Source organism: Burkholderia sp. BCC1208, assembly GCF_902833095.1.
GTDB lineage: Bacteria > Pseudomonadota > Gammaproteobacteria > Burkholderiales > Burkholderiaceae > Burkholderia.
The window spans coordinates 36,895-56,353 of sequence record NZ_CADFDY010000013.1; the positions used below are offsets into that span (position 1 = coordinate 36,895).

The 19,459-nt window shown below is 67.5% G+C and carries 22 protein-coding genes; 14 read left to right on the forward strand and 8 right to left on the reverse strand.

What is annotated here, in order from left to right:
* Positions 1-189: 189 nt before the first annotated feature.
* Entirely contained in the window at positions 190-963 is a 774-nt protein-coding gene (gene radC / locus HWX09_RS29055) for a DNA repair protein RadC (RefSeq protein WP_027785196.1), read from the reverse strand.
* 135 nt (positions 964-1,098) lie between these two features.
* Between radC and HWX09_RS29060 the strand changes: the two genes are divergently transcribed.
* From HWX09_RS29060 to HWX09_RS29095, 8 genes are all read left to right on the forward strand, one after another.
* Positions 1,099-1,554, forward strand: a complete 456-nt coding sequence (locus tag HWX09_RS29060; RefSeq protein ID WP_006488950.1) for a peptidylprolyl isomerase — start codon at positions 1,099-1,101, stop codon at positions 1,552-1,554.
* A 2-nt stretch (positions 1,555-1,556) separates the two neighbouring features.
* The gene (gene ispH / locus HWX09_RS29065) at positions 1,557-2,537 is read left to right on the forward strand and encodes a 4-hydroxy-3-methylbut-2-enyl diphosphate reductase (RefSeq protein WP_006488968.1); all 981 of its coding nucleotides are present in this window, start codon (positions 1,557-1,559) and stop codon (positions 2,535-2,537) included.
* Between the two features lie 270 nt (positions 2,538-2,807).
* A complete protein-coding gene (locus HWX09_RS29070) occupies positions 2,808-3,452 on the forward strand; it encodes a hypothetical protein (RefSeq protein WP_027785195.1) in 645 nt (214 codons plus the stop codon).
* Between the two features lie 209 nt (positions 3,453-3,661).
* Positions 3,662-4,612 carry a branched-chain amino acid ABC transporter permease gene (locus HWX09_RS29075; protein WP_027785194.1) on the forward strand — a complete coding sequence of 317 codons (951 nt, stop codon included), beginning with the start codon at positions 3,662-3,664 and terminating at the stop codon, positions 4,610-4,612.
* 19 nt (positions 4,613-4,631) lie between these two features.
* Positions 4,632-5,801 (forward strand): ABC transporter ATP-binding protein, encoded by a 1,170-nt coding sequence (locus HWX09_RS29080; RefSeq protein WP_027785193.1) that lies wholly within the window; start codon positions 4,632-4,634, stop codon positions 5,799-5,801.
* Between the two features lie 24 nt (positions 5,802-5,825).
* A complete protein-coding gene (locus HWX09_RS29085; RefSeq protein ID WP_027785192.1) occupies positions 5,826-6,602 on the forward strand; it encodes an ABC transporter ATP-binding protein in 777 nt (258 codons plus the stop codon).
* The gene (locus tag HWX09_RS29090; protein WP_027785191.1) at positions 6,602-7,318 is read left to right on the forward strand and encodes an ABC transporter ATP-binding protein; all 717 of its coding nucleotides are present in this window, start codon (positions 6,602-6,604) and stop codon (positions 7,316-7,318) included. Before HWX09_RS29085 ends, HWX09_RS29090 begins: the two co-directional genes overlap by 1 nt.
* A 264-nt stretch (positions 7,319-7,582) precedes the next feature.
* Positions 7,583-8,254 (forward strand): DUF2278 family protein, encoded by a 672-nt coding sequence (locus HWX09_RS29095; RefSeq protein WP_027785190.1) that lies wholly within the window; start codon positions 7,583-7,585, stop codon positions 8,252-8,254.
* Between the two features lie 24 nt (positions 8,255-8,278).
* On the opposite strand, the gene HWX09_RS29100 is transcribed toward HWX09_RS29095, so the two are convergent.
* From HWX09_RS29100 to HWX09_RS29110, 3 genes are all read right to left on the reverse strand, one after another.
* A complete protein-coding gene (locus HWX09_RS29100; protein WP_027785189.1) occupies positions 8,279-8,734 on the reverse strand; it encodes a GNAT family acetyltransferase in 456 nt (151 codons plus the stop codon).
* 12 nt (positions 8,735-8,746) lie between these two features.
* Positions 8,747-9,931, reverse strand: coding sequence for an acetylornithine transaminase (locus HWX09_RS29105; protein ID WP_027785188.1), 1,185 nt, complete (start codon positions 9,929-9,931; stop codon positions 8,747-8,749).
* Positions 9,932-10,225: 294 nt separating this feature from the next.
* Positions 10,226-11,257, reverse strand: a complete 1,032-nt coding sequence (locus HWX09_RS29110; RefSeq protein WP_027785187.1) for a CDP-6-deoxy-delta-3,4-glucoseen reductase — start codon at positions 11,255-11,257, stop codon at positions 10,226-10,228.
* A 107-nt stretch (positions 11,258-11,364) separates the two neighbouring features.
* On the opposite strand from HWX09_RS29110, the gene HWX09_RS29115 reads away from it, so the two are divergent.
* Complete coding sequence (locus tag HWX09_RS29115; RefSeq protein ID WP_027785186.1) at positions 11,365-12,402, forward strand: NAD-dependent epimerase/dehydratase family protein; 1,038 nt, start codon at positions 11,365-11,367, stop codon at positions 12,400-12,402.
* Here the strand turns inward: HWX09_RS29115 and HWX09_RS29120 are convergent.
* Positions 12,385-12,573 (reverse strand): hypothetical protein, encoded by a 189-nt coding sequence (locus tag HWX09_RS29120; protein ID WP_027785185.1) that lies wholly within the window; start codon positions 12,571-12,573, stop codon positions 12,385-12,387. The two genes, HWX09_RS29115 and HWX09_RS29120, sit on opposite strands and share 18 nt — an antisense overlap.
* Before the next feature lie 106 nt (positions 12,574-12,679).
* Complete coding sequence (locus tag HWX09_RS29125; RefSeq protein ID WP_027785184.1) at positions 12,680-13,396, reverse strand: 16S rRNA pseudouridine(516) synthase; 717 nt, start codon at positions 13,394-13,396, stop codon at positions 12,680-12,682.
* A gap of 113 nt (positions 13,397-13,509) precedes the next feature.
* On the opposite strand from HWX09_RS29125, the gene copC reads away from it, so the two are divergent.
* The 4 genes from copC to HWX09_RS29145 all read left to right on the forward strand — a co-directional run bounded on the left by copC (position 13,510) and on the right by HWX09_RS29145 (position 16,499).
* Positions 13,510-13,884, forward strand: a complete 375-nt coding sequence (gene copC, locus HWX09_RS29130; RefSeq protein WP_027785183.1) for a copper homeostasis periplasmic binding protein CopC — start codon at positions 13,510-13,512, stop codon at positions 13,882-13,884.
* A 63-nt stretch (positions 13,885-13,947) separates the two neighbouring features.
* Positions 13,948-14,448: a DinB family protein gene (locus HWX09_RS29135; protein ID WP_027785182.1), complete on the forward strand. Its 501-nt coding sequence runs from the start codon at positions 13,948-13,950 to the stop codon at positions 14,446-14,448.
* A gap of 177 nt (positions 14,449-14,625) precedes the next feature.
* Entirely contained in the window at positions 14,626-15,399 is a 774-nt protein-coding gene (locus tag HWX09_RS29140) for an SDR family oxidoreductase (RefSeq protein WP_027785181.1), read from the forward strand.
* 170 nt (positions 15,400-15,569) lie between these two features.
* Entirely contained in the window at positions 15,570-16,499 is a 930-nt protein-coding gene (locus HWX09_RS29145; RefSeq protein WP_027785180.1) for a LysR family transcriptional regulator, read from the forward strand.
* Between the two features lie 121 nt (positions 16,500-16,620).
* On the opposite strand, the gene HWX09_RS29150 is transcribed toward HWX09_RS29145, so the two are convergent.
* Complete coding sequence (locus HWX09_RS29150) at positions 16,621-17,508, reverse strand: LysR substrate-binding domain-containing protein (protein ID WP_034185436.1); 888 nt, start codon at positions 17,506-17,508, stop codon at positions 16,621-16,623.
* Between the two features lie 105 nt (positions 17,509-17,613).
* Between HWX09_RS29150 and HWX09_RS29155 the strand changes: the two genes are divergently transcribed.
* On the forward strand, positions 17,614-18,504 hold the full coding sequence (locus tag HWX09_RS29155) for an alpha/beta hydrolase (protein WP_027785178.1): 891 nt from the start codon (positions 17,614-17,616) through the stop codon (positions 18,502-18,504).
* A 30-nt stretch (positions 18,505-18,534) separates the two neighbouring features.
* Here HWX09_RS29155 and HWX09_RS29160 read toward each other — a convergent pair whose 3' ends face one another.
* A complete protein-coding gene (locus HWX09_RS29160; RefSeq protein ID WP_027785177.1) occupies positions 18,535-19,434 on the reverse strand; it encodes an SDR family oxidoreductase in 900 nt (299 codons plus the stop codon).
* Between the last annotated feature and the right edge of the window lie 25 nt (positions 19,435-19,459).

Genomic DNA, 19,459 nt, shown 5'->3' on the forward strand with positions numbered 1-19,459 from the left:
TTCCATCGCGCCGCCACGTGATCCATGGTTGCACTCAGAACGCCGTAGCCCTTGCAGACGAGGCCCTTCGATGGCTAGAACTGGTTGGAAAAAATACAGACGGCGATTCTAGCAGAAAAAGTTCAGAAAAATCAAACCTAATTTCACTTCGCCGTTGCGGCGCCCTGGGACGGGCCGCCGCGCCACAGTTTACAGCCAACCGGCCCGCGCGAACGAAAAAGTATCGCTGACGCCGACGACGACGTGATCGAGCAGCCGCACGTCGACGAGTTCGAGCGCGTCTTTCAGCACGCGGGTCAGGCGGCGGTCTTCCGCGCTCGGCTGCACCGCGCCCGACGGATGGTTGTGCGCGACGATCAGCGCCGCGGCGTTATGTTTCATCGCGCGGCGCACGATCTCGCGCGGATAGACGGCCATGCGCGTGAGCGAGCCGCGCGCGATTTCCTCCATGTCGATCAGGCGGTTGCGCGCGTCCAGATAGACCGCGATGAACACTTCGTACTGGCGCGTGCCGATCTTCAGTCGCAAACAATCCTCGACGGCACCGGGCGAGTCGATCGGCGTCCGTTCCTCCGCTTTCTCCACCAGCATGCGCCGCGCGATCTCGGTGACCGCGACGAGCCGCGCGGAGCGCGCGGGACCGATGCCGGGGTGCGCCTCGAAATCGCCGGTGGTCGCTTCGAGCAGCCCGCTCAGCGTGCCGAACTGCTCGACCAGTTTGCGGGCGGTGACGAAGACATCGTGACCGGGCTTGCCGGTGCCGAGCAGCAGCGCGATCAGCTCGTCGTCGGTCAGCGCGGTCGGCCCGCGTTCCACCAGCCGTTCGCGCGGCCGCTCGGGCCGCCAGCCGGCCGGGCGGCGCCTGTGCCGGTTGATCGGGATGACGCGGCCGGGCGGATCGGTCGGCGTGTCGGCGGTGTCGCGGCATTCGGCCGACGGCAGGATGAGGCGGGGTGACGGCATGCTCGGAACTCCATTGGGCGCGGGCGGCGTGCGCGACGTCGTCGCACTTTCCTCCTTGCCCGCTCAGGTGACTTACAATATTGGCTTTGCGCCGGGCCATTCGGCCGTATCGGGCGCCGACTGAACGAGTAATTCATGAGCCTCATCGATCTATCCGAAGTGAAGCCCGGTTCCCACGTCACGTTGCATTACCGGCTGGCACTGGCCGACGGCGCCGACATCGTCAACACCTTCTCGGACAAGCCGGCCACGCTGCTGCTGGGCGCGGGGCAACTGGCGCCGTCGCTGGAACAGATTCTGCTCGGGCTCAGGGTTGGCGACCACTCGACTTTTCAGCTAGCCCCCGATCAGGGGTTCGGCCCCCGCAATCCCGACATGCTCCAGCGCGTGACGCTGTCGACGCTGCGCGAGAACGGGATGGTCGGCGACGATTTCACCCCGGGCGAACTCATCGAGTTCAATGCACCGGATGGCGGTCGCTACGCGGGGGTGCTGAAGGAAGTCAGCGAGACCTCGGCGCTGTTCGACTTCAATCATCCGCTCGCGGGCCAGGCGCTCACGTTCGAAGTGAAAATCATCGGAATCCTGTAATCATGAGTACCACCGATACGCTGTCCGGGCAGACCGTCGCCGCCGACGCCGAAATCCTGCTGGCCCAGCCGCGCGGCTTCTGCGCGGGCGTCGACCGCGCGATCGAGATCGTCGAGCGCGCCATCGCGATGCACGGTGCGCCGATCTACGTGCGTCACGAAATCGTCCACAACAAGTACGTGGTCGAGGATCTGAAGAAGAAGGGCGCGATCTTCGTCGAGGAACTCGAGGAAGTGCCGGCCGGCAACACCGTGATCTTCAGTGCGCACGGCGTGTCGAAAGCCGTGCGCGACGAGGCCGACGTGCGCGGGCTGCGCATTTACGACGCAACCTGCCCGCTCGTCACGAAGGTGCACGTCGAGGTGGCGAAGATGCGCCAGGACGGCGTCGACATCGTCATGATCGGGCACAAGGGCCATCCCGAAGTCGAAGGCACGATGGGCCAGGTCGAGCGCGGCATGCACCTCGTCGAAAGCGTCGAGGACGTGCAGAAGCTCGAACTCGCCGATCCCGAGCGCATCGCGCTCGTCACGCAGACGACGCTGTCCGTCGACGACGCGGCCGAGATCATCGGTGCGCTGAAGGCGAAGTATCCGAAGATCCGCGAACCGAAGAAGCAGGACATCTGCTACGCGACGCAAAACCGCCAGGACGCGGTGAAGTTCATGGCGCCGCAATGCGATGTCGTGATCGTGGTCGGGAGCCCGAACAGCTCGAACTCGAGCCGGTTGCGCGAAGTGGCCGAAAAGCGCGGGGTGGCCGCGTACATGGTCGACGCGCCCGACCAGATCGATCCGGCATGGGTCGCCGGCAAGCGCCGCATCGGCGTGACGGCCGGCGCGTCGGCGCCCGAGGTGCTCGCCCAGGCCGTGATCGCACGGCTGCGCGAACTCGGCGTGCGCAACGTCCGGGCGCTCGACGGCATCGAGGAAAACGTGTCGTTTCCGCTGCCGCGCGGGTTGAACCTGCCGCCCGCCGCCTGATTGCCGCATCGCACTCGCGGAACACCGAAGCGCGCCTCCCGGCGCGCTTTTTTTGTGGTCTCGAAATTGCAATCGCAACCATTATTCCCAATCGTGGTGCAACCCGGTTGCTCCCGCCGCGCGTAATCGTGTCTCAAAATTGGTTGCAATGCAGGAAAACCCCATCGAATCAGGAATATTGGCGTCCTATAAATGGAGTTACAATGCGCCCGTTTTCAAGCCGGAATGGCTTTGAAATCGGGTTTTTGGCAAGGCGCGGGAGACCATTCAATGCATGTGAAGTTGGCTTACGCCGTGTCCGTCGCCGCACCGGTTGCAATCCATGCCGGCTGCAGCAAAAAGAGCGACGACGGGGCGGGCAGGGAGGCGGCGGGGTTCGCGGCGCCATCGGCCAGCGGCGTGCGCGTCGCCGGAAGCGGACGCGCGGCGCCATCGGCACGCCGTATCGCGCAACTGGGCAGGGACAAGGAACACGGGGCACGTTTGACGATCGAGGAAATCAACGCGCGCGGCCCGACGACCGGGCCGGCAGCGGGCATGCAGGCTGCGCCGCGGCCAGCGGCCGGTCGATGGATGCCGGACGATCGCGGCGTTGCCGGCAGCGTGCCGATGCCACTGTCCCGCCTTCAATTCGATTCGACGAAACAGCGCGTTGCCGCGACCGCCCATGGCGTGGCGCGCAGTCTGGTTCGTACGATGGATTCCGATGCAGTCCTGACGCAAGTCGGGCGCGGCTGCCGCAACGCCTTGCCGGGCGACGCGGCGCGGAATCCGCTCCGTCCGGGCGCGATGCTTGCATGGCACCGGACGGGCCAGGGCACGGATGCCGGGAAACCGGACGACGGCCGTCTCGGCATGCTGCCCCACGACTTCAAGGAGGCCACGAACACCGTCCTCGATGTCGTGACGATTTAGCGACGGGACTCATGACGGCACCGAAACAGTGCGGTGCCGTTTTTGTATCCGCTCCGGCGGCAGGTCCGGCCGTACAGGCCGGGCGGCGCGCGCCGGGACGATCCACCCTTACCGGTATCGACTAGTACCCGCAGTGTCGCCGAGAAGGCGCGATGCCTCGCTTACCCGCGGCGCAACGACCTCCGGCAGCATGGGCCAAGGAGCTTTAAATGGATATTTTCGTCCAGCAGGTTCTCAACGGGCTGGTGCTCGGCAGTGTGTACGCCATCATCGCGTTGGGATACACGATGGTGTACGGCATTCTCGGCATCATCAACTTCGCGCACGGCGACGTGCTGATGATCGGCGCGATGGTCGCGCTGTCGGCCATCACCGTGCTGCAGAACCACTTTCCCGGCCTCGGCAACGTCGCGACGCTGACGATCGGCCTGGGCATCGCCGCGGTCGTCTGTGCGTTCGTCGGCTTCACGATCGAACGGGTCGCGTACCGGCCGCTGCGCCGCGCGCCGCGCCTCGCGCCGCTGATCACCGCGATCGGCGTGTCGATCCTGCTGCAGACGGCTGCGATGATCATCTGGTCGCGCAACCCGCTGCCGTTCCCGCAATTGCTGCCGACCGACCCGATCAACGTGATCAAGGCCACCGACACCACGCCTGGCGCCGTGATCTCGGTCACTGAAATCGTGATCATCGCGGTCGCGTTCCTCGTGATGGCAGGCCTGCTGCTGCTCGTGCACAAGACCAAGCTCGGCCGCGCGATGCGCGCGATCGCCGAAAGCCCGAACACCGCCAGCCTGATGGGCGTGAACCCGAACTTCGTGATCTCCGCGACGTTCATGATCGGCTCCGCGCTCGCCGCGCTGGCCGGCGTGATGATCGCGTCCGAATACGGCAACGTGCACTTCTACATGGGCTTCATCCCCGGCATGAAGGCGTTCACCGCGGCGGTGCTCGGCGGGATCGGCAACCTCGGCGGCGCGATGGTCGGCGGCGTGCTGCTCGGCCTGATCGAGCAGCTCGGGGCCGGCTACATCGGCAACCTCACGGGCGGCGTATTCGGCAGCAACTATCAGGACGTGTTCGCCTTCATCGTGCTGATCATCGTGCTGGTGTTCCGTCCGTCGGGGCTGCTGGGCGAACGGGTCGCGGATCGCGCGTAACGGAAGGGGAGCAAACAACATGACATCCATTCAACCGATCGAATCGTCGACGTCGCTCGTCGAAGAGCGCAACACCGCCAAGACCGTGGTCATCGGCCTCCTCACCGCGGTCCTCGTGATCGCCGCGCCGATCCTGATCGGCTCTGCCGGCGGCAACTACTGGGTCCGCGTGCTCGACTTCGCGATGCTGTACGTGATGCTCGCGCTGGGCCTGAACGTGGTGGTCGGCTTCGCCGGCCTGCTCGACCTCGGCTACATCGCGTTCTATGCGGTGGGCGCATACGTGGCGGCACTCCTGAGCTCGCCGCACCTGACCTCGCAGTTCGAGTGGATCGCGGCGCTCGCGCCGAACGGCCTGCACGTGCCGTTCCTGCTCATCGTGCCGATCGCGATGGCGCTGGCGGCGACCTTCGGGATCCTGCTCGGCGCGCCGACGCTGCGCCTGCGCGGCGACTATCTGGCGATCGTGACGCTCGGCTTCGGTGAAATCGTCCGGATCTTCATGAACAACCTCGACCGTCCGGTGAACATCACCAACGGCCCGAAGGGGATCACGGGCATCGATCCGGTGCACGTCGGCGGCTTCAACCTGTCGCAGACGCATACGCTGTTCGGCTTCCAGCTGCCGTCGGTGTACATGTACTACTACCTGTTCGTGCTCTGCTCGCTGCTGGTGATCTGGGTGTGTACGCGTCTGCAGCACTCGCGTATCGGCCGCGCGTGGGCAGCGATCCGCGAAGACGAGATCGCCGCGAAGGCGATGGGCATCAACACCCGTAACGTGAAGCTGCTCGCGTTCGCGATGGGCGCGTCGTTCGGCGGCCTGTCGGGCTCGATGTTCGGCGCGTTCCAGGGCTTCGTGTCGCCCGAGTCGTTCACGTTCTGGGAATCGATCGTCGTGCTCGCCTGCGTGGTGCTCGGCGGCATGGGTCATATCCCGGGCGTGATCCTGGGTGCGGTGCTGCTCGCGATCTTCCCGGAATTCCTGCGCTCGACGATGAGCCCGCTGCAGCATGCGCTGTTCGGTCACGACATCGTCGATACGGAAGTGATCCGTCAGGCGCTGTACGGCCTCGCGATGGTGGTCATCATGCTGTACCGCTCGGAAGGCCTGTGGCCCGCGCCGAAGCATGAGGACAAGATCGCGAAACTGGCGAAGCGCAACAGCAAGAAGCCGGTGCGCGCTTAACCAACGGACAAGGGGATAACACACATGAGCGACAAGCAAATCCGACTGTCCGTGCAGGGCGTGAACAAGCGCTTCGGCGGGCTGCAGGCACTGTCCGACGTCGGCCTGCAGATCCGCGAAGGCGAGATCTATGGCCTGATCGGCCCGAACGGCGCCGGCAAGACGACGTTCTTCAACGTGATCACGGGCCTCTACACGCCGGACTCCGGCGACTTCAAGCTGGACGGCACGAACTACACGCCGACGGCCGTGCACCAGGTGGCCAAGGCCGGCATCGCGCGCACGTTCCAGAACATCCGCCTGTTCGGCGGGATGACGGCGCTCGAGAACGTGATGGTGGGCCGCCACGTGCGCACCAAGCACGGGCTGCTCGGGGCGGTGTTCCAGACGCCGGCCGAACGTCAGGAAGAGCGCGAGATCAAGGAACGCGCGATCGAGCTGCTCGAATACGTCGGCGTGCTGCAGTACGCCGACTACACGTCGCGCAACCTGTCGTACGGTCACCAGCGTCGTCTGGAAATCGCACGGGCCCTGGCGACCGACCCGAAGCTGCTCGCGCTCGACGAGCCGGCAGCCGGGATGAACGCGACCGAGAAGGTCGAACTCACGCGCCTGCTCGACAAGATCCGCTCGGACGGCCGCACGATCCTGCTGATCGAGCACGACGTGAAGCTCGTGATGGGGCTGTGCAACCGGATGACGGTGCTCGATTACGGCAAGGTGATCGCCGAGGGTCTGCCGCAGGACGTGCAGAAGAATCCGAAGGTGATTGAGGCATATCTCGGCGCAGGGGTGCACTGATGGCAGCGGCAATGTTGAAAATCAAGGGCTTGCAGGTCAACTATGGCGGCATCCAGGCCGTCAAGGGCGTTGACATGGAAGTCCGTCAGGGCGAGCTCGTGACGCTGATCGGCGCGAACGGCGCCGGCAAGACCACGACGATGAAGGCGATCACCGGCCTGAAGCCGTACTCGGCGGGCGACATCGAGTACGACGGCAAGTCGATCAAGGGCGTGCCGTCGCACGAACTGCTCAAGCGCGGCCTCGCGATGGTGCCGGAAGGCCGCGGGATCTTCGCGCGGATGTCGATCATCGAGAACATGCAGATGGGCGCGTACCTGCGCAACGACAAGGAGCAGATCAAGAAGGACGTCGACCGGATGTTCGGCTTCTTTCCGCGCCTGAAGGAACGGGCGACGCAGCTCGCGGGCACGCTGTCGGGCGGCGAGCAGCAGATGCTCGCGATGTCGCGCGCGATTCTCTCCAAGCCGAAGCTGCTGCTGCTCGACGAGCCGTCGATGGGCCTGTCGCCGATCATGGTCGAGAAGATCTTCGAAGTGGTGCGCGAGATCTCGAAGGAAGGCATCACGGTGCTGCTGGTCGAGCAGAACGCACGCCTCGCGCTGCAGGCGGCCGACCGCGGCTACGTGATGGATTCGGGCACGGTCACGATGGAAGGCGACGCCAAGCAGATGCTCGACGATCCGAAGGTGCGCGCCGCGTATCTGGGCGAGTAAGCGATCGAATGAACGGGCCGGTTGCGCAGGTCGCACCCGGGCTTTCAAAAAGCCGTCACGGGATAGCCGTGACGGCTTTTTTTTCGTATCGTGCGATTCGCGTCGAACTGTGCGCGCAAAGGCGACTCCATTCGATTGTTGCGCCGGCTAGCGTGCGGTCGTCCGCATGCGGTCGCCCGCAGCCGGTCGCCCGCAGCCGGTCGCCCGCAAACGGACACACGGGCCGCGTAGCATCGGCGGCTCATCGGGACACGGAGAACACGCATGAGTCTGGACTACGGTTTCGTGAAGGCGAAGGTGACGTCGGTGGCGCGGCTGAAGGGTTCGCCGCACGGCAGCGAGATCCAGTATCACATCCACCTGACGCTGGCGCTGCCGGCGGGCGACTGGGATGTCGCGATCAATGTCGGCACCAACGACGCGGACGACCTGCTGAACTACAAGCTCGTCTACGATTTCCACCATCCGGTCACGCAGACGCTCGCCGCCGCGGCCGAAGGCTTTACCGATCTCACGGGGCAGGCCGCGCTGCCCGCGCTCGACTACCTGCGCAGCGACATCCTGAACGAGACGGGCGCGTGGCGCGCGAGCGCGGTGATGGACGGCACCGAGCATCCGGAGCCGATCCCGTCGCTGCTGCGGCTCGTGAACGCCGCGCAGTCGCAGGGCCTCGACGTCGTCGTGTTCGGCCGCACCTATGCGCAAGGCAACGGCATCCACGACACGCACATGAACCAGGGCTCGACCGGCCCGAACTACCTGCATCGCGCGGGCGACGATCACAACGACCACAACGACGTGTGGCAGGACGGCGCGCTGATCGTGCGCGTGAGCGACACGCAGTGGGCCGCGTATTTCGCGGCGTTCGAGCAGCAGGCCGTGCCGACCGACGCGCTCGGCAACCCGCTGCCGGGCGCGGGGCCGATCACGCGCTGAGCCGTGCCGCTGCCGGCGGCCGCGTTACGCGGCGGGCAGCGTCTTGCCGAACGAGATGCGTTCCTCGACGCGATAGCCGAGCGCCGCGTAGAAGCGGCATGCGTCCTCGTTGCCGGGCAGCACCTGGAGGTTGATCTTCAGGCAGCCGCGCGCGGCGAGCGCGCGTTCCGCATGCGCGATCAGCGCGCGGCCGACGCCGAGCCGGCGTGCGTCGTTCGCGACGCCGAACGAGTAGAGCCAGCCGCGATGTCCGTCGAAACCGGCCATCAGCGTGCCGACGACGCGCGCCCCGCTGGTCGCGACGAAGAACAGTTCCGGCTGGGTCGCGAGCTTCAGCTCGATCGATCGCAGCGGATCGCGGTGCGGCGGCGCACCGGCTTCGTCGTACTGCGGGAACGCGTCGCGCCATACCGCGAGCACGGCATCGGTGTCGGCGCGTTCGAACGGGCGGATAGCGACAGCATCGGCGGCGGCATCCATCGCGGGGTCTCCTTACAGCGTGTCGAGGATCGACCGCAGCATCGCCATCATCCGGTCGATTTCTTCGGTCGTCACGTTCAGCGCGGGCATGAAGCGCAGCAGGTTCGGCCGTGCGGCGTTCAGCAGCAGGCCGTCGGGCTGCATGTCGCGCGCCTTCTCGACGATCTGCGGGCCGATGTCCTTGCCGAGCAGCAGCGCGCGCAGCAGGCCTTCGCCGCGTTCGCCCTCGAAGCCGCGCTCCTCCGACAGCTCGAGCAGCTTGCGCTTCAGGTATTCGCCGCGCTCGCGCACGCCTTCCAGGAAGCCGGGCGCGACGAGCTGCGAGATGACCGAATGACCGGCCGCCGTCATCAGCGGGTTGCCGTTGTACGTGCCGCCCTGGTCGCCGGCCTCGAACACCGCGACATCGGCCTTCGACAGCAGCGCCGCGAGCGGCACGCCGCTGCCGATGCCCTTGCCGAGCGTCATGATGTCCGGCTCGATATCGGCGAGTTCGTACGCGAACAGCGTGCCCGCGCGGCCGCAGCCGCTCTGCACTTCGTCGACAATCAGCAGCAGGTTGTGCTGTTTCGTCAGCGCGCGCAGCTCCTGCATGAATTCGCGCGTGGCCGGAATCACGCCGCCTTCGCCCTGGATCGGTTCGAGCATCACCGCGACGGTCTTGTCGGTGATCAGCTTCTCGACCGAGTTGATGTTGTTCAGTTCGGCCTTCGGGAAGCCCGGCACCTGCGGCGCGTAGATCGTGTCCCAGCCCGGCTTGCCGCTGGCCGACATCGTCGCGAGCGTGCGGCCGTGGAAGCTGTGGTCGAACGTGATGATCTCGTACGCGCCGTTCCTGAACTTGCGGCCCCACTTGCGCGCGAGCTTGATCGCGCCTTCGTTCGCCTCGGCGCCGCTGTTCGTGAAGAACACCTTGTCGAACACGCTCTGCTGCGTGAGCAGGGCCGCGAGCTTCGCCATCGGCTCGTTGTAGAACGCCGGCGACGGGTTCAGCAGCTTTTCGGCCTGCGTTTTCAGTGCTTCGACGACACCGTCGTTGCAATGGCCGAGGCTGTTGACGGCCCAACCCTGGATGAAGTCCAGATAGCGCTTGCCCGTGTGATCGTAGAGCCACGAACCCTTGCCGTGCGTAAACACGATGTCGGGGCGGTTCGTGATGTACATCAGCGAGTCGATCGGATAATCGTTCAGGGGCATGGCAGCAGACTCCAGCGGGCGTTGAAAGGGAAACGGGCAATAAAAAAGCCACGGAAGGCCGTGGCTGGTGGGTCGAACAGCTTGTGCGTAACCGGTGAAGCGGAGGAGGGTTACGCGCGAGTCCGTGACGAGCCGGCGGCATCCGGGCGGAGCGGCGAGCGGCGACGTCGGAGAGCGGACAGGAAGCGGTTCATGTGCGCAAGCATAAGGCATCCCGCGCCCCACTGTAAACCGCCGCGATGCCACGGATGTGACACGGGCGGCGCGCGGCGGGGACGCGGGCGCGCCCGGTGCTCAGACCGGATGCGCGAGATCGGCGGCGCTCGTGAACGAGTCCGCGTAGAACTCCTCGGCCGGCAGCGCGTGGTGCTGCGTGAAGTCGCGCTGCGCGGATTCGACCATCACCGGCGCCCCGCACGCGTACACCTGGTGGCCGGACAGATCGGGCAGATCATCGATCACCGCGCGATGGACGAAACCGGTGCGGCCCGTCCACTGGTCGGCGTCGTCCGGCTCGGAGAGCACCGGCACGTACTTGAAGTTCGGGATGTCGCGCGCCCACTGCTCGGCGAGCTCGGCGAGGTAGATGTCCTTCTTGCGGCGCGCGCCCCAGTAGAGCGTCATCGGGCGCGTGATGCCCGAGTGCTTCACATGCTCGATGATCGCCTTGATCGGCGCGAAGCCGGTGCCCGACGCGAGCAGCACGATCGGCTTGTCGGAGTCCTCGCGCAGGAAGAACGTGCCGAGCGGGCCTTCGAAGCGCAGGATGTCGCGCTCCTTCATCGCGCCGAACACGTGGTCGGTGAACTTGCCGCCCGGCATGTGGCGGATGTGCAGCTCGATCGGGCCTTCCTCGTGCGGCGCGTTCGCCATCGAGTAGCTGCGGCGCGAGCCGTCCTTCAGGATGAATTCGACGTACTGGCCGGCGAGGTACTGCAGGCGTTCGTTGGCTGGCAACTGCAGCTTCACGACCATCACGTCGTCCGCCTTGCGTTCGAGCGCGGCGATCCGACACGGCAGCTTCTTGACCTGCACGCCGTCGACGCCGGCGATCTCGCGCACGTCGATCTCGAGATCGCATTGCGCCTTCGAGCAGCACAGCAGCGCGAGGCCGCGCGTGCGTTCGTCGTTGGACAGCGCCGACGCGGCGTGCGGGCCCTGTTCGATCTGGCCCGACACGATCTGGCCCTTGCAGGAGCCGCACGCGCCGTTCTTGCAGCCGTACGGCAGATGGACGTTCTGACGCAACGCGGCCGCCAGCACGGTTTCGTCCGACTCGACCTGGAATTGCCGGCCGCTTTGCTTGAGAGTGACGTTGAATGCCATAGAACCAAACTAGAACAAAATGGGGGAACCGTGCATGTCGCGCACGGCAGCTACAATGCAAAACCGTTGCGCGTCGCGCAACGGCGGCTACTGATTTCGCAACCAACATGATCGCGACACGAATCCTGCGCCGGCCGCGCGTACTGATCGTCGGCTGCGGCGACGTCGGCATGCGCTGCGTCGCGCAATGGCGTGACGCGCGCCGCGACTTGCGCATCCTCGCGCTGACGAGCCACCCGGCCCGCTGCGACGAATTGCGCGCCGCGGGCGCCACGCCGATCGTCGGCGATCTCGATCGCCCGGCGACGCTCGGCCGTCTCGCGGGCCTCGCCCGCACGATCCTGCATCTCGCGCCGCCGCAATCCGACGGCCGCGACGATCGACGCACGCGTGCGCTGATCGCCGCAACGTCCATGCCCGCGCGTCGGCCGGCGGCACCGCCGGCATCGGCGGTCGGCCGGCTCCGAACGCTGCGCATCGCGGCGCGACAGGCCGGCGCGCCCGTTCGGGCAGCGCGTATTGTACCCGAGGGTCTTCGCGCGCCGAGGCTCGTCTACGCCAGTACGACGGGCGTCTACGGCGACTGCGGCGGCGCGCGCATCGACGAAACGCACCCGCTGCGCCCCGCGAATCCGCGCGCGTTCCGGCGCGTGTCGGCCGAGCGACAACTGCGCGCGGCGACGGTGCGCGGCGTGCTGTCCGCGCGCATCGTGCGCATTCCCGGCATCTACGCGGCGAACCGCCTGCCGGTCGCGCGGCTCGAGCGCGGCACGCCGGCGCTCGAGCCGGCCGACGACGTGTACACGAACCACATTCACGCGGACGATCTCGCGGCGATCCTGCGCCGTGCGGCCGAGCGCGGCAAGCCGGCGCGCGTCGTGCACGCGTCGGACGACACCGAACTGCGGATGGGGGAGTATTTCGACCGGGTCGCGCAGGGGCTCGGCCTGCCGAGGCCGCCGCGCGTCAGCCGCGCGGACGCGGAGCGCCTGCTCGAGCCGACGCTGCTGTCGTTCATGCGCGAGTCGCGGCGCCTGTCCAACGCACGGCTCAAGGCCGAATTGTGCGTGACGTTGCGCTATCCGACCGTAGACGATTTCCTTCAAACGCTCGCGCCGGGCAGCGCGTCAGGTGAGCGCCGGTAACGCCTCGATCAGCAGGAAGCACAGCAGCGCACCGATCAGCGCGCCGATCAGGTTCGGATGATATTTGTGCTTCAGATGCATCGTGGCCAGCAGGCCGCCGATCACGATGACGCCGATGACCGCGAACGCGATCATCGCCGACGACAGTGCGAAAGAATGGTTGATGTTCATGATGTCTCCCCCTGCATCGCTGCTCTTGCAGCTTGTGATTTCAGTATAGCGGGGGAACCTGCGGCGCAGGGGCGGCCGGACACCGAGCGGTCGTGCGGATTTTCCCTTACAGGGTTTGGACGGGATTGCGCAGCGCGGCAAGGTCGGCTTCGTCGAGCCACCGCCATGCGCCGGGTGCGAGGTCGGCCGGCAGCACGAAGCCGCCGATGCTTTCGCGGTGCAGCAACTCGACGCGATTGCTCGCCGCCGCGACCATCCGCTTGACCTGGTGGTACTTGCCTTCGAGCACGGTCAGCGCGAGCGCGTGCGTGTCGCGGGCGTCGGCGGCGACGGCCGCGATCGGCTTCGGCTCGCCATGCAATTGCACGCCGGTGCGCAGCGCGTGCAGTTGCGCGTCGTCGAGCGGGTGGCGCACGGTCGCGACGTAGGTCTTCGGCACCTTGCGCTTGGGCGACGTGTACGCGTGCACGAACTGGCCGTCGTCGGACAGCAGCAGCAGGCCGGTCGTGTCCTGGTCGAGCCGGCCGACGCATTGCACGCCGCGCGCGACGAGCGGCGCGGGCAGCAGGCTGAACACGCTCGCATGGTGCTGCGGATCGCGCGAACACTCGTAGCCGGCCGGCTTGTTGAGCGCGAGATACGCGCGCGCATGGAACGGCCATGCCGTATCGTCGACCGAGAACACGAGGCCGTCGGTGTCGAAGGCGGCGTCCGGGTCGGTCGCGGCGGCGCCCGCGACGGCGACGCGGCCCGCTTCGATCAGGCCGCGGCACTGGCGGCGCGAGCCGAAGCCCTGAGTGTAGAGAATGCTTTCGAGATCCATAGCGCGCGCATTCTATCAAGCACCGGCGCATGGCCGGCATGAACCCGCATGCGCTGGTAAGCTGCCGGAACGCTGCGCGGCGCGCGGCGCCGTTCATTCTTCACGGAAAGTCCATGCCTTTCGATTCATTCCCGTTCGGCCGCCAGGCTGCCGCCGTCATCGTCGCCGCGACCGTTTCGTCGACCGCGTTCGCGCATGCGCATCTCGCGAAGAGCGACCCGGCGGCGGGCGCCGCGCTGGCTGCCGCACCGGCGGCCGTCACGCTCGACTTCACCGAGCCGCTGGAGCCGGCATTCAGCTCGATCGTCGTCGTCGATGGCGAGGGCAAGACGGTGTCGGACGGCCGAGCGCGGATCGACGCGTCGATGCGCAAGCGGATGACGGTGCCGCTCGCGGCGCTCGGCACGGGCGCGTACATGGTGAAGTGGGTGGCCGTCGCGACCGACGGGCATCGCACGCAGGGCGCTTACGGCTTCAGCGTGAAGTGACGCAACGGCGGCGGCAGGCCCGTGCCAGGGTTGCCGCCCGCCTTATCCGACCAGGAGTCCTGCATGAATCCGACGACGCTCGACGCACTCGCCGATTTCCCCCGTCAGCTCGAAGCGCATTTCGCGGCCGTGCCCGACGGCTATGCGCGCTGGACTCCCGACGACTGGGCCGGCATCCCGAGCGAGCATTTCTCGCCGCTCGGGCAGCTCTGCCATGTGCGCGACATCGAGATCGACGGCTATCACGTACGGCTGCGGCGCATGCTCGACGAGGACCGGCCGCTGCTCGTCTCGATCGACGGCGACGCGCTCGCGACCGAGCGGCGCTACAACGACGCGTACGCGTCCGACGTGCTCGCGGCGATTCGCGACGCACGACGCGAGACGCTGGCGCTGCTGTCGAGCCTCACGCCCGAACAGTTCGAGCGTACCGGCGAGTTCGACGGCTACGGTTCGCTGACCGTGCGCGGGCTCGTCCATTACCTGTGCAGCCACGACCAGCAGCATCTGGCCGGCATGCAGTGGCTGCTCGGCAAGATCGACGCGGCGCTGTACGCGCGCTGAGCCGGCCGGCGGCCGCGCTTCGATAGCGGAATCGGGTGCCGCCGTCGGTGCGGCAGACCACATTGCACGGCTTCGATTGGATCGATTTTCTGGATAATCCATCCAGCCGCGGCCGGCTGACCGGCGCGGCGCGCATGCCTACACTCCTAGCTTCGTTCAACGAAAAAGGAGTCAACCGTGGCAACTCATACGCTCGCAGACAAGGTCGTCCTGATCGCAGGCGGCGCAAAGAATCTCGGCGGCCTGATCGCCCGGGACCTGGCGGGCCACGGCGCGAAGGCGGTGGCGATTCACTACAACAGCGCGGCGTCGCAGGCGCAGGCCGAGGAGACCGCCGCCGCGGTACGTGCGGCCGGTGCTCAAGCGGCGACGTTCCAGGCGGACCTGACGACCGCCGCCGCGGTCGAGAAGTTGTTCGACGACGCGAAGCAGCGCTTCGGCAAGATCGACATCGCGATCAACACGGTCGGCAAGGTGCTGAAGAAGCCGTTCACCGAGATCAGCGAAGCCGAGTACGACGAGATGTTCGCGGTCAACAGCAAGTCGGCGTTCTTCTTCATCAAGGAAGCCGGGCGGCACCTCGAGGATCACGGCAAGCTCGTCACGCTCGTGACGTCGCTGCTCGGCGCGTTTACACCGTTCTACGCGGCGTACGAAGGATCGAAGGCGCCGGTCGAGCACTTCACGCGCGCGGCGTCGAAGGAATACGGCGCGCGTGGAATCTCGGTGACGGCCGTCGGGCCGGGCCCGATGGACACGCCGTTCTTCTATCCGGCCGAAGGCGCCGATGCGGTCGCATATCACAAGACGGCCGCCGCGCTGTCGCCGTTCAGCAAGACAGGGCTGACCGACATCGAGGACGTCGTGCCGTTCATCCGTCATCTCGTGACCGACGGCTGGTGGATCACGGGCCAGACGATCCTGATCAACGGCGGCTATACGACCAAGTAACCGGCCCGTTTGCGGCAGCGCGGCGCACCGCAATGGCGCGTTTGCGTGGACAATGGACGGGCGCGTGGCCACGAGGCCGCGCGTCCGTTTTCTCCGTGTCGCCGAAGCCGGCCGGCCGCGATGCGCGCCAGCCGGCTGGCGACTGCCGTTCGAACCCGGGTTTCCCGCCGATGGACAAGCTGGATCAGGTCAGGATCTTCCTGCAGGTTGCCGAGATGGGCAGCTTCATCAAGGCCGCGCATGCGCTCGGCGTGCCGCGCGCGACCGTGTCGGCGGCCGTCCAGCAACTCGAGACGGCGCTCGGCACGCGTCTGTTGCACCGCACGACGCGTCAGGTGCAGCTGACCGCCGACGGCGCGCTGCTGCTCGAACGCGGCCGGCGCCTGCTCGCGGAGGCCGACGAGCTCGACCGTCTGTTTCGGCGCCGCGACCGCGACGTGGTCGGGCGGCTGAACGTCGACGTGCCGAGCCGGATCGCGCGCCGCGTCGTGGCACCCGCGCTGCCGTCGCTGTTTCGCCGCCACCCGAAGCTGCAACTGTCGCTCGGCTCGACCGACCGCACGATCGACCTCGTGCAGGAGGGCGTCGATTGCGCGATCCGCGTCGGGCGGCTCGCGGACAGCAGCCTCGTCGTGCGGCCGCTCGGGCAGTTCACGCTGATCAATTGCGCGAGCCCCGACTACCTGCGCGAATGCGGCGTGCCCGAGCATCCGGATGCACTCGCGCACGGGCACTGGGCGATCGGCTATGCGTCTCCGACGACGGGGCGCGAGCTAGGCTGGGAATACTGCGCGGACGGACGGCGGCACATGCTGACGCTGCCGAGCCGCGTGATCGTCAACAACGCCGAGACCTATATCGCCAGCTGCATCGCGGGAATGGGGCTGATCCAGATTCCGCGCTTCGACGTCGAGCATCTGCTGGCAAGCGGCGCACTCGTCGACGTGATGTCCGGCCACCGCGCCGAGCCGATGGACGTGGCGGCCGTGTATCCGCACCGCCGGCATCGTTCGAGGCGGCTCAACGCGTTCATCGAGTGGTTCGGCGAGTTGATGGCGGAGGCATTGAACGACGCGGGTGCGAGCGGCAGCGGCGACTGAAAGCGGCATCGTGCCGGTGCCTGCGGGCCGTCCCGCGCCGTTCTCCGGCTCGTGACGCCGCCCGATCGGTACCGGCGCGACGTGGCACCTGCGGCGACTGCGGCGACTGCGCCGCGCGTGCTCAGGCAGCGAACTGCCGCGTGCGCCCGGTGGCCCGAACCGCGTCGATCAGCGCGGCGCCGACGCCCGAGGGTTTCGACGCGAATGCGTAAAAGCGTGCGGCCGGCAGCGCCGGGAGGCCGTCGTGCGGCCCGCACTCGCGCAGGCCGTCGCGTAGTTGGCTGCGCGCGAGCGCCGTGACCGCGAAACCGGCGAGCGCGGCTGACATGCACCCGGCCATGCTCCCGCTTTCGAACAGCACGCGAAACGGCTGCAGCGCCGCGGCGAGCGCGGAAACCGCGGCTTGCCGATACACGCACGGCTCCGGAAACAGCGCGAGCGGCACGCCTTCTTCGGCATCGAGCGCCGTATCGGCCGCGAATGCCCACACGAGCGGCTCCTCCCACAGCAATTCGCCGGGCGTGTCGACCTGTCGGCACTGCTTGCCGAACACGACGTCGAGCCGGCCCAGCGATTGCTCCCGCAGCAGCGACGCGGTGATGCCGACCTTCAGTTCGATCGAGGTGCGCGGATGGCTGTCGCGGAACGTGCGCAGCACCTGCGGCAGCCACGTGCCCGCGAAATCCTCCGATGCGCCCACCCGCAGCGGCCCGTGCGCCGGCGCGCCGCGCAGCCGCGCGCGCACTTCGCGCTCCATGTCGACGATGTTGCGCGCGTACGCGTACAGCGTGTCGCCGGCCGGCGTCAGCGCGATACGGCGTGTCGTGCGCGCGAGCAGCACGGTGCCGGCCGCCTGTTCGAGCCGCTTGATGTGGCCGCTGACGGCGGACGGCGTCAGCGCGAGGCGTTCCGCGGCCGGCGCGAATCCGCGGCTGTCGACCACTTCGAGAAAGGTGCGCAGCAGCCCGATGTCGAGCGCGGTCGACGCAGGATTGGTCGGCGGTTCCATGGATCGATTCAACGCGATATCTAAAGAGTAAATCATGATACTCCGTGAATCGTGATGAAAGGCCGACCTACCATCGTAGGTTCATGCTGACTGACGGAGTACCCGATGACGACCTATGCACATGCGACGACCGCGTCGCTCGACATTGCCTATCTCGAATGGAATCCGCACGGCGAACACGTGGCCGTGCTGCTGCACGGATGGCCGGACAGCCCGGTCGGCTGGGAGGCGGTGGCATCGGCACTCGTCGCACGCGGCTACCGCGTGCTCGCGCCAGCGCTGCGCGGTTTTGCGCCGACGCGCTTTCGCGACGCGTCCGTGCCGCGCAGCGGCCAGCTCGCGGCGCTCGGGCGCGACCTGCTCGAATTCGTCGACGTGCTCGGTATCGAGCGGCCCGTGCTGGTCGGGCACGACTGGGGCGCCCGCGCGGCCGCGAACGCCTGCGGGCTGCGCGGCGGTGCCGCATCGCAGCTCGTGATGCTGTCGGTCGGGTACGGCACCAACGATCCCGCTCAGCCGCTGTCGCTGCAGCAGGCGCGCAACTACTGGTATCACTGGTTCATGGCGACGCCGCGCGGCGAGCAGGCGCTGCGCGACGACCGCCGTGCATTTGCGCGCCTGATGTGGGATACGTGGTCGCCGCCGGGCTGGTATCGCGACAGCGATTTCGACGCGGCGGCCGTTGCGTTCGACGGACCCGACTGGATCGACGTCGTGCTGCATTCGTACCGGCAGCGCTGGGGCTTCGCGGCGGGTACGCCGGCCTATGCCGCCGACGACGCGCGGCTGAACCCGGCGCCCGTGCTGACGGTGCCGACGCTCGTGCTGCATGGCGGCGCGGACGCCTGCAATCATCCGGACAGCTCGGCCGGGCGCGAACGGTTCTTCGCCGGGCGCTACGAGCGGCAGGTGCTCGACGGAGTGGGGCACTTCCCGCAGCGCGAGTCTCCGGCGGCGGTCGCGGACGCGATCCTCGGGTTCTGCGAGCGGGATTGACCCGCGCCGGCCGGCCCGGCGCGGGAAGGATCAGCCGCCCGCGCGCGGCGCGAGCAGGTCGCCGAGGCCGAGGTTCCGGAACATCTCGCGGCGGATGCGATCGCCGACGCGGAATACTTCCTCCGCGCCGTCCTGCGACGGATCGACGAAGACGCGGTATGGGCGCTTGCCGTGCGGAGCGGCGACGATATCGACGATCGCCGTCGCGACCGCGCCGGCATCGGCGTCCGCGGGTTCGAGCGCAGCGAGGCCCTTCAGCGCCTGATCGGCAACGCCCGCATAAGGGCCGCTGTCGTAGAGCGCCTCAGCCGCCGCATCGGCCGGCTTGCCCGCATGGGCGAAGTGATTCGTCCCCTTGGTGAATGCGCCCGGCACGACGATCGACGTTTCGATGCCCCAGCGGGTGAGCTCGGCAGCGTAGGACACCGCGAGCGAGTCCATCGCGGCTTTCGCGGCGAAGTAGGGGGCCAGGAACGGCGGGGTGCCGCCGCGCGCCGACGAGGACGATACCCATACGAGCAGGCCGCGGCCCTGGCCGCGCAGGTGCGGCAGCGCCGCGCGGTTCACGCGCTGGGTCGACACGACGTTGATGTCGTAGAGCTGCGCCAACTGCTCGGGCGTGAACGCTTCGGCCGGCCCGAACACCATGTGGCCGGCGTTGTGAACGACGACGTCGAGGCGGCCGTGGTCGGCGATCACGCGATCGATCGCGGCGTCGACCGATGCGTCGTCGCCGACGTCGAGTTCGAGGCTGCGCAGGTCGACGCCGTGTTCTTGCGCATAGGTGGCGACGGCGGCGACGCGCGGTGCGTTGCGCCCGGCGCTCTCGCGCATCGATGCGTAGACCGTGTGACCGGCGCGGGCGAGCGCCTGGGCCGTCAGCAAGCCGAAGCCGCTGGACGCGCCGGTGACGAGGACGACTTCCTTCATGAGCGATCTCCTGGTGGAAAGACGA

Bases quoted from the DNA above. Each gene is read 5' to 3' on its own strand.
- radC (WP_027785196.1), bottom strand. From the start codon at position 963: ATGCCGTCACCCCGCCTCATCCTGCCGTCGGCCGAATGCCGCGACACC.
- HWX09_RS29060 (WP_006488950.1), top strand. From the start codon at position 1,099: ATGAGCCTCATCGATCTATCCGAAGTGAAGCCCGGTTCCCACGTCACG.
- ispH (WP_006488968.1), top strand. From the start codon at position 1,557: ATGAGTACCACCGATACGCTGTCCGGGCAGACCGTCGCCGCCGACGCC.
- HWX09_RS29070 (WP_027785195.1), top strand. From the start codon at position 2,808: ATGCATGTGAAGTTGGCTTACGCCGTGTCCGTCGCCGCACCGGTTGCA.
- HWX09_RS29075 (WP_027785194.1), top strand. From the start codon at position 3,662: ATGGATATTTTCGTCCAGCAGGTTCTCAACGGGCTGGTGCTCGGCAGT.
- HWX09_RS29080 (WP_027785193.1), top strand. From the start codon at position 4,632: ATGACATCCATTCAACCGATCGAATCGTCGACGTCGCTCGTCGAAGAG.
- HWX09_RS29085 (WP_027785192.1), top strand. From the start codon at position 5,826: ATGAGCGACAAGCAAATCCGACTGTCCGTGCAGGGCGTGAACAAGCGC.
- HWX09_RS29090 (WP_027785191.1), top strand. From the start codon at position 6,602: ATGGCAGCGGCAATGTTGAAAATCAAGGGCTTGCAGGTCAACTATGGC.
- HWX09_RS29095 (WP_027785190.1), top strand. From the start codon at position 7,583: ATGAGTCTGGACTACGGTTTCGTGAAGGCGAAGGTGACGTCGGTGGCG.
- HWX09_RS29100 (WP_027785189.1), bottom strand. From the start codon at position 8,734: ATGGATGCCGCCGCCGATGCTGTCGCTATCCGCCCGTTCGAACGCGCC.
- HWX09_RS29105 (WP_027785188.1), bottom strand. From the start codon at position 9,931: ATGCCCCTGAACGATTATCCGATCGACTCGCTGATGTACATCACGAAC.
- HWX09_RS29110 (WP_027785187.1), bottom strand. From the start codon at position 11,257: ATGGCATTCAACGTCACTCTCAAGCAAAGCGGCCGGCAATTCCAGGTC.
- HWX09_RS29115 (WP_027785186.1), top strand. From the start codon at position 11,365: ATGATCGCGACACGAATCCTGCGCCGGCCGCGCGTACTGATCGTCGGC.
- HWX09_RS29120 (WP_027785185.1), bottom strand. From the start codon at position 12,573: ATGAACATCAACCATTCTTTCGCACTGTCGTCGGCGATGATCGCGTTC.
- HWX09_RS29125 (WP_027785184.1), bottom strand. From the start codon at position 13,396: ATGGATCTCGAAAGCATTCTCTACACTCAGGGCTTCGGCTCGCGCCGC.
- copC (WP_027785183.1), top strand. From the start codon at position 13,510: ATGCCTTTCGATTCATTCCCGTTCGGCCGCCAGGCTGCCGCCGTCATC.
- HWX09_RS29135 (WP_027785182.1), top strand. From the start codon at position 13,948: ATGAATCCGACGACGCTCGACGCACTCGCCGATTTCCCCCGTCAGCTC.
- HWX09_RS29145 (WP_027785180.1), top strand. From the start codon at position 15,570: ATGGACAAGCTGGATCAGGTCAGGATCTTCCTGCAGGTTGCCGAGATG.
- HWX09_RS29150 (WP_034185436.1), bottom strand. From the start codon at position 17,508: ATGGAACCGCCGACCAATCCTGCGTCGACCGCGCTCGACATCGGGCTG.
- HWX09_RS29155 (WP_027785178.1), top strand. From the start codon at position 17,614: ATGACGACCTATGCACATGCGACGACCGCGTCGCTCGACATTGCCTAT.
- HWX09_RS29160 (WP_027785177.1), bottom strand. From the start codon at position 19,434: ATGAAGGAAGTCGTCCTCGTCACCGGCGCGTCCAGCGGCTTCGGCTTG.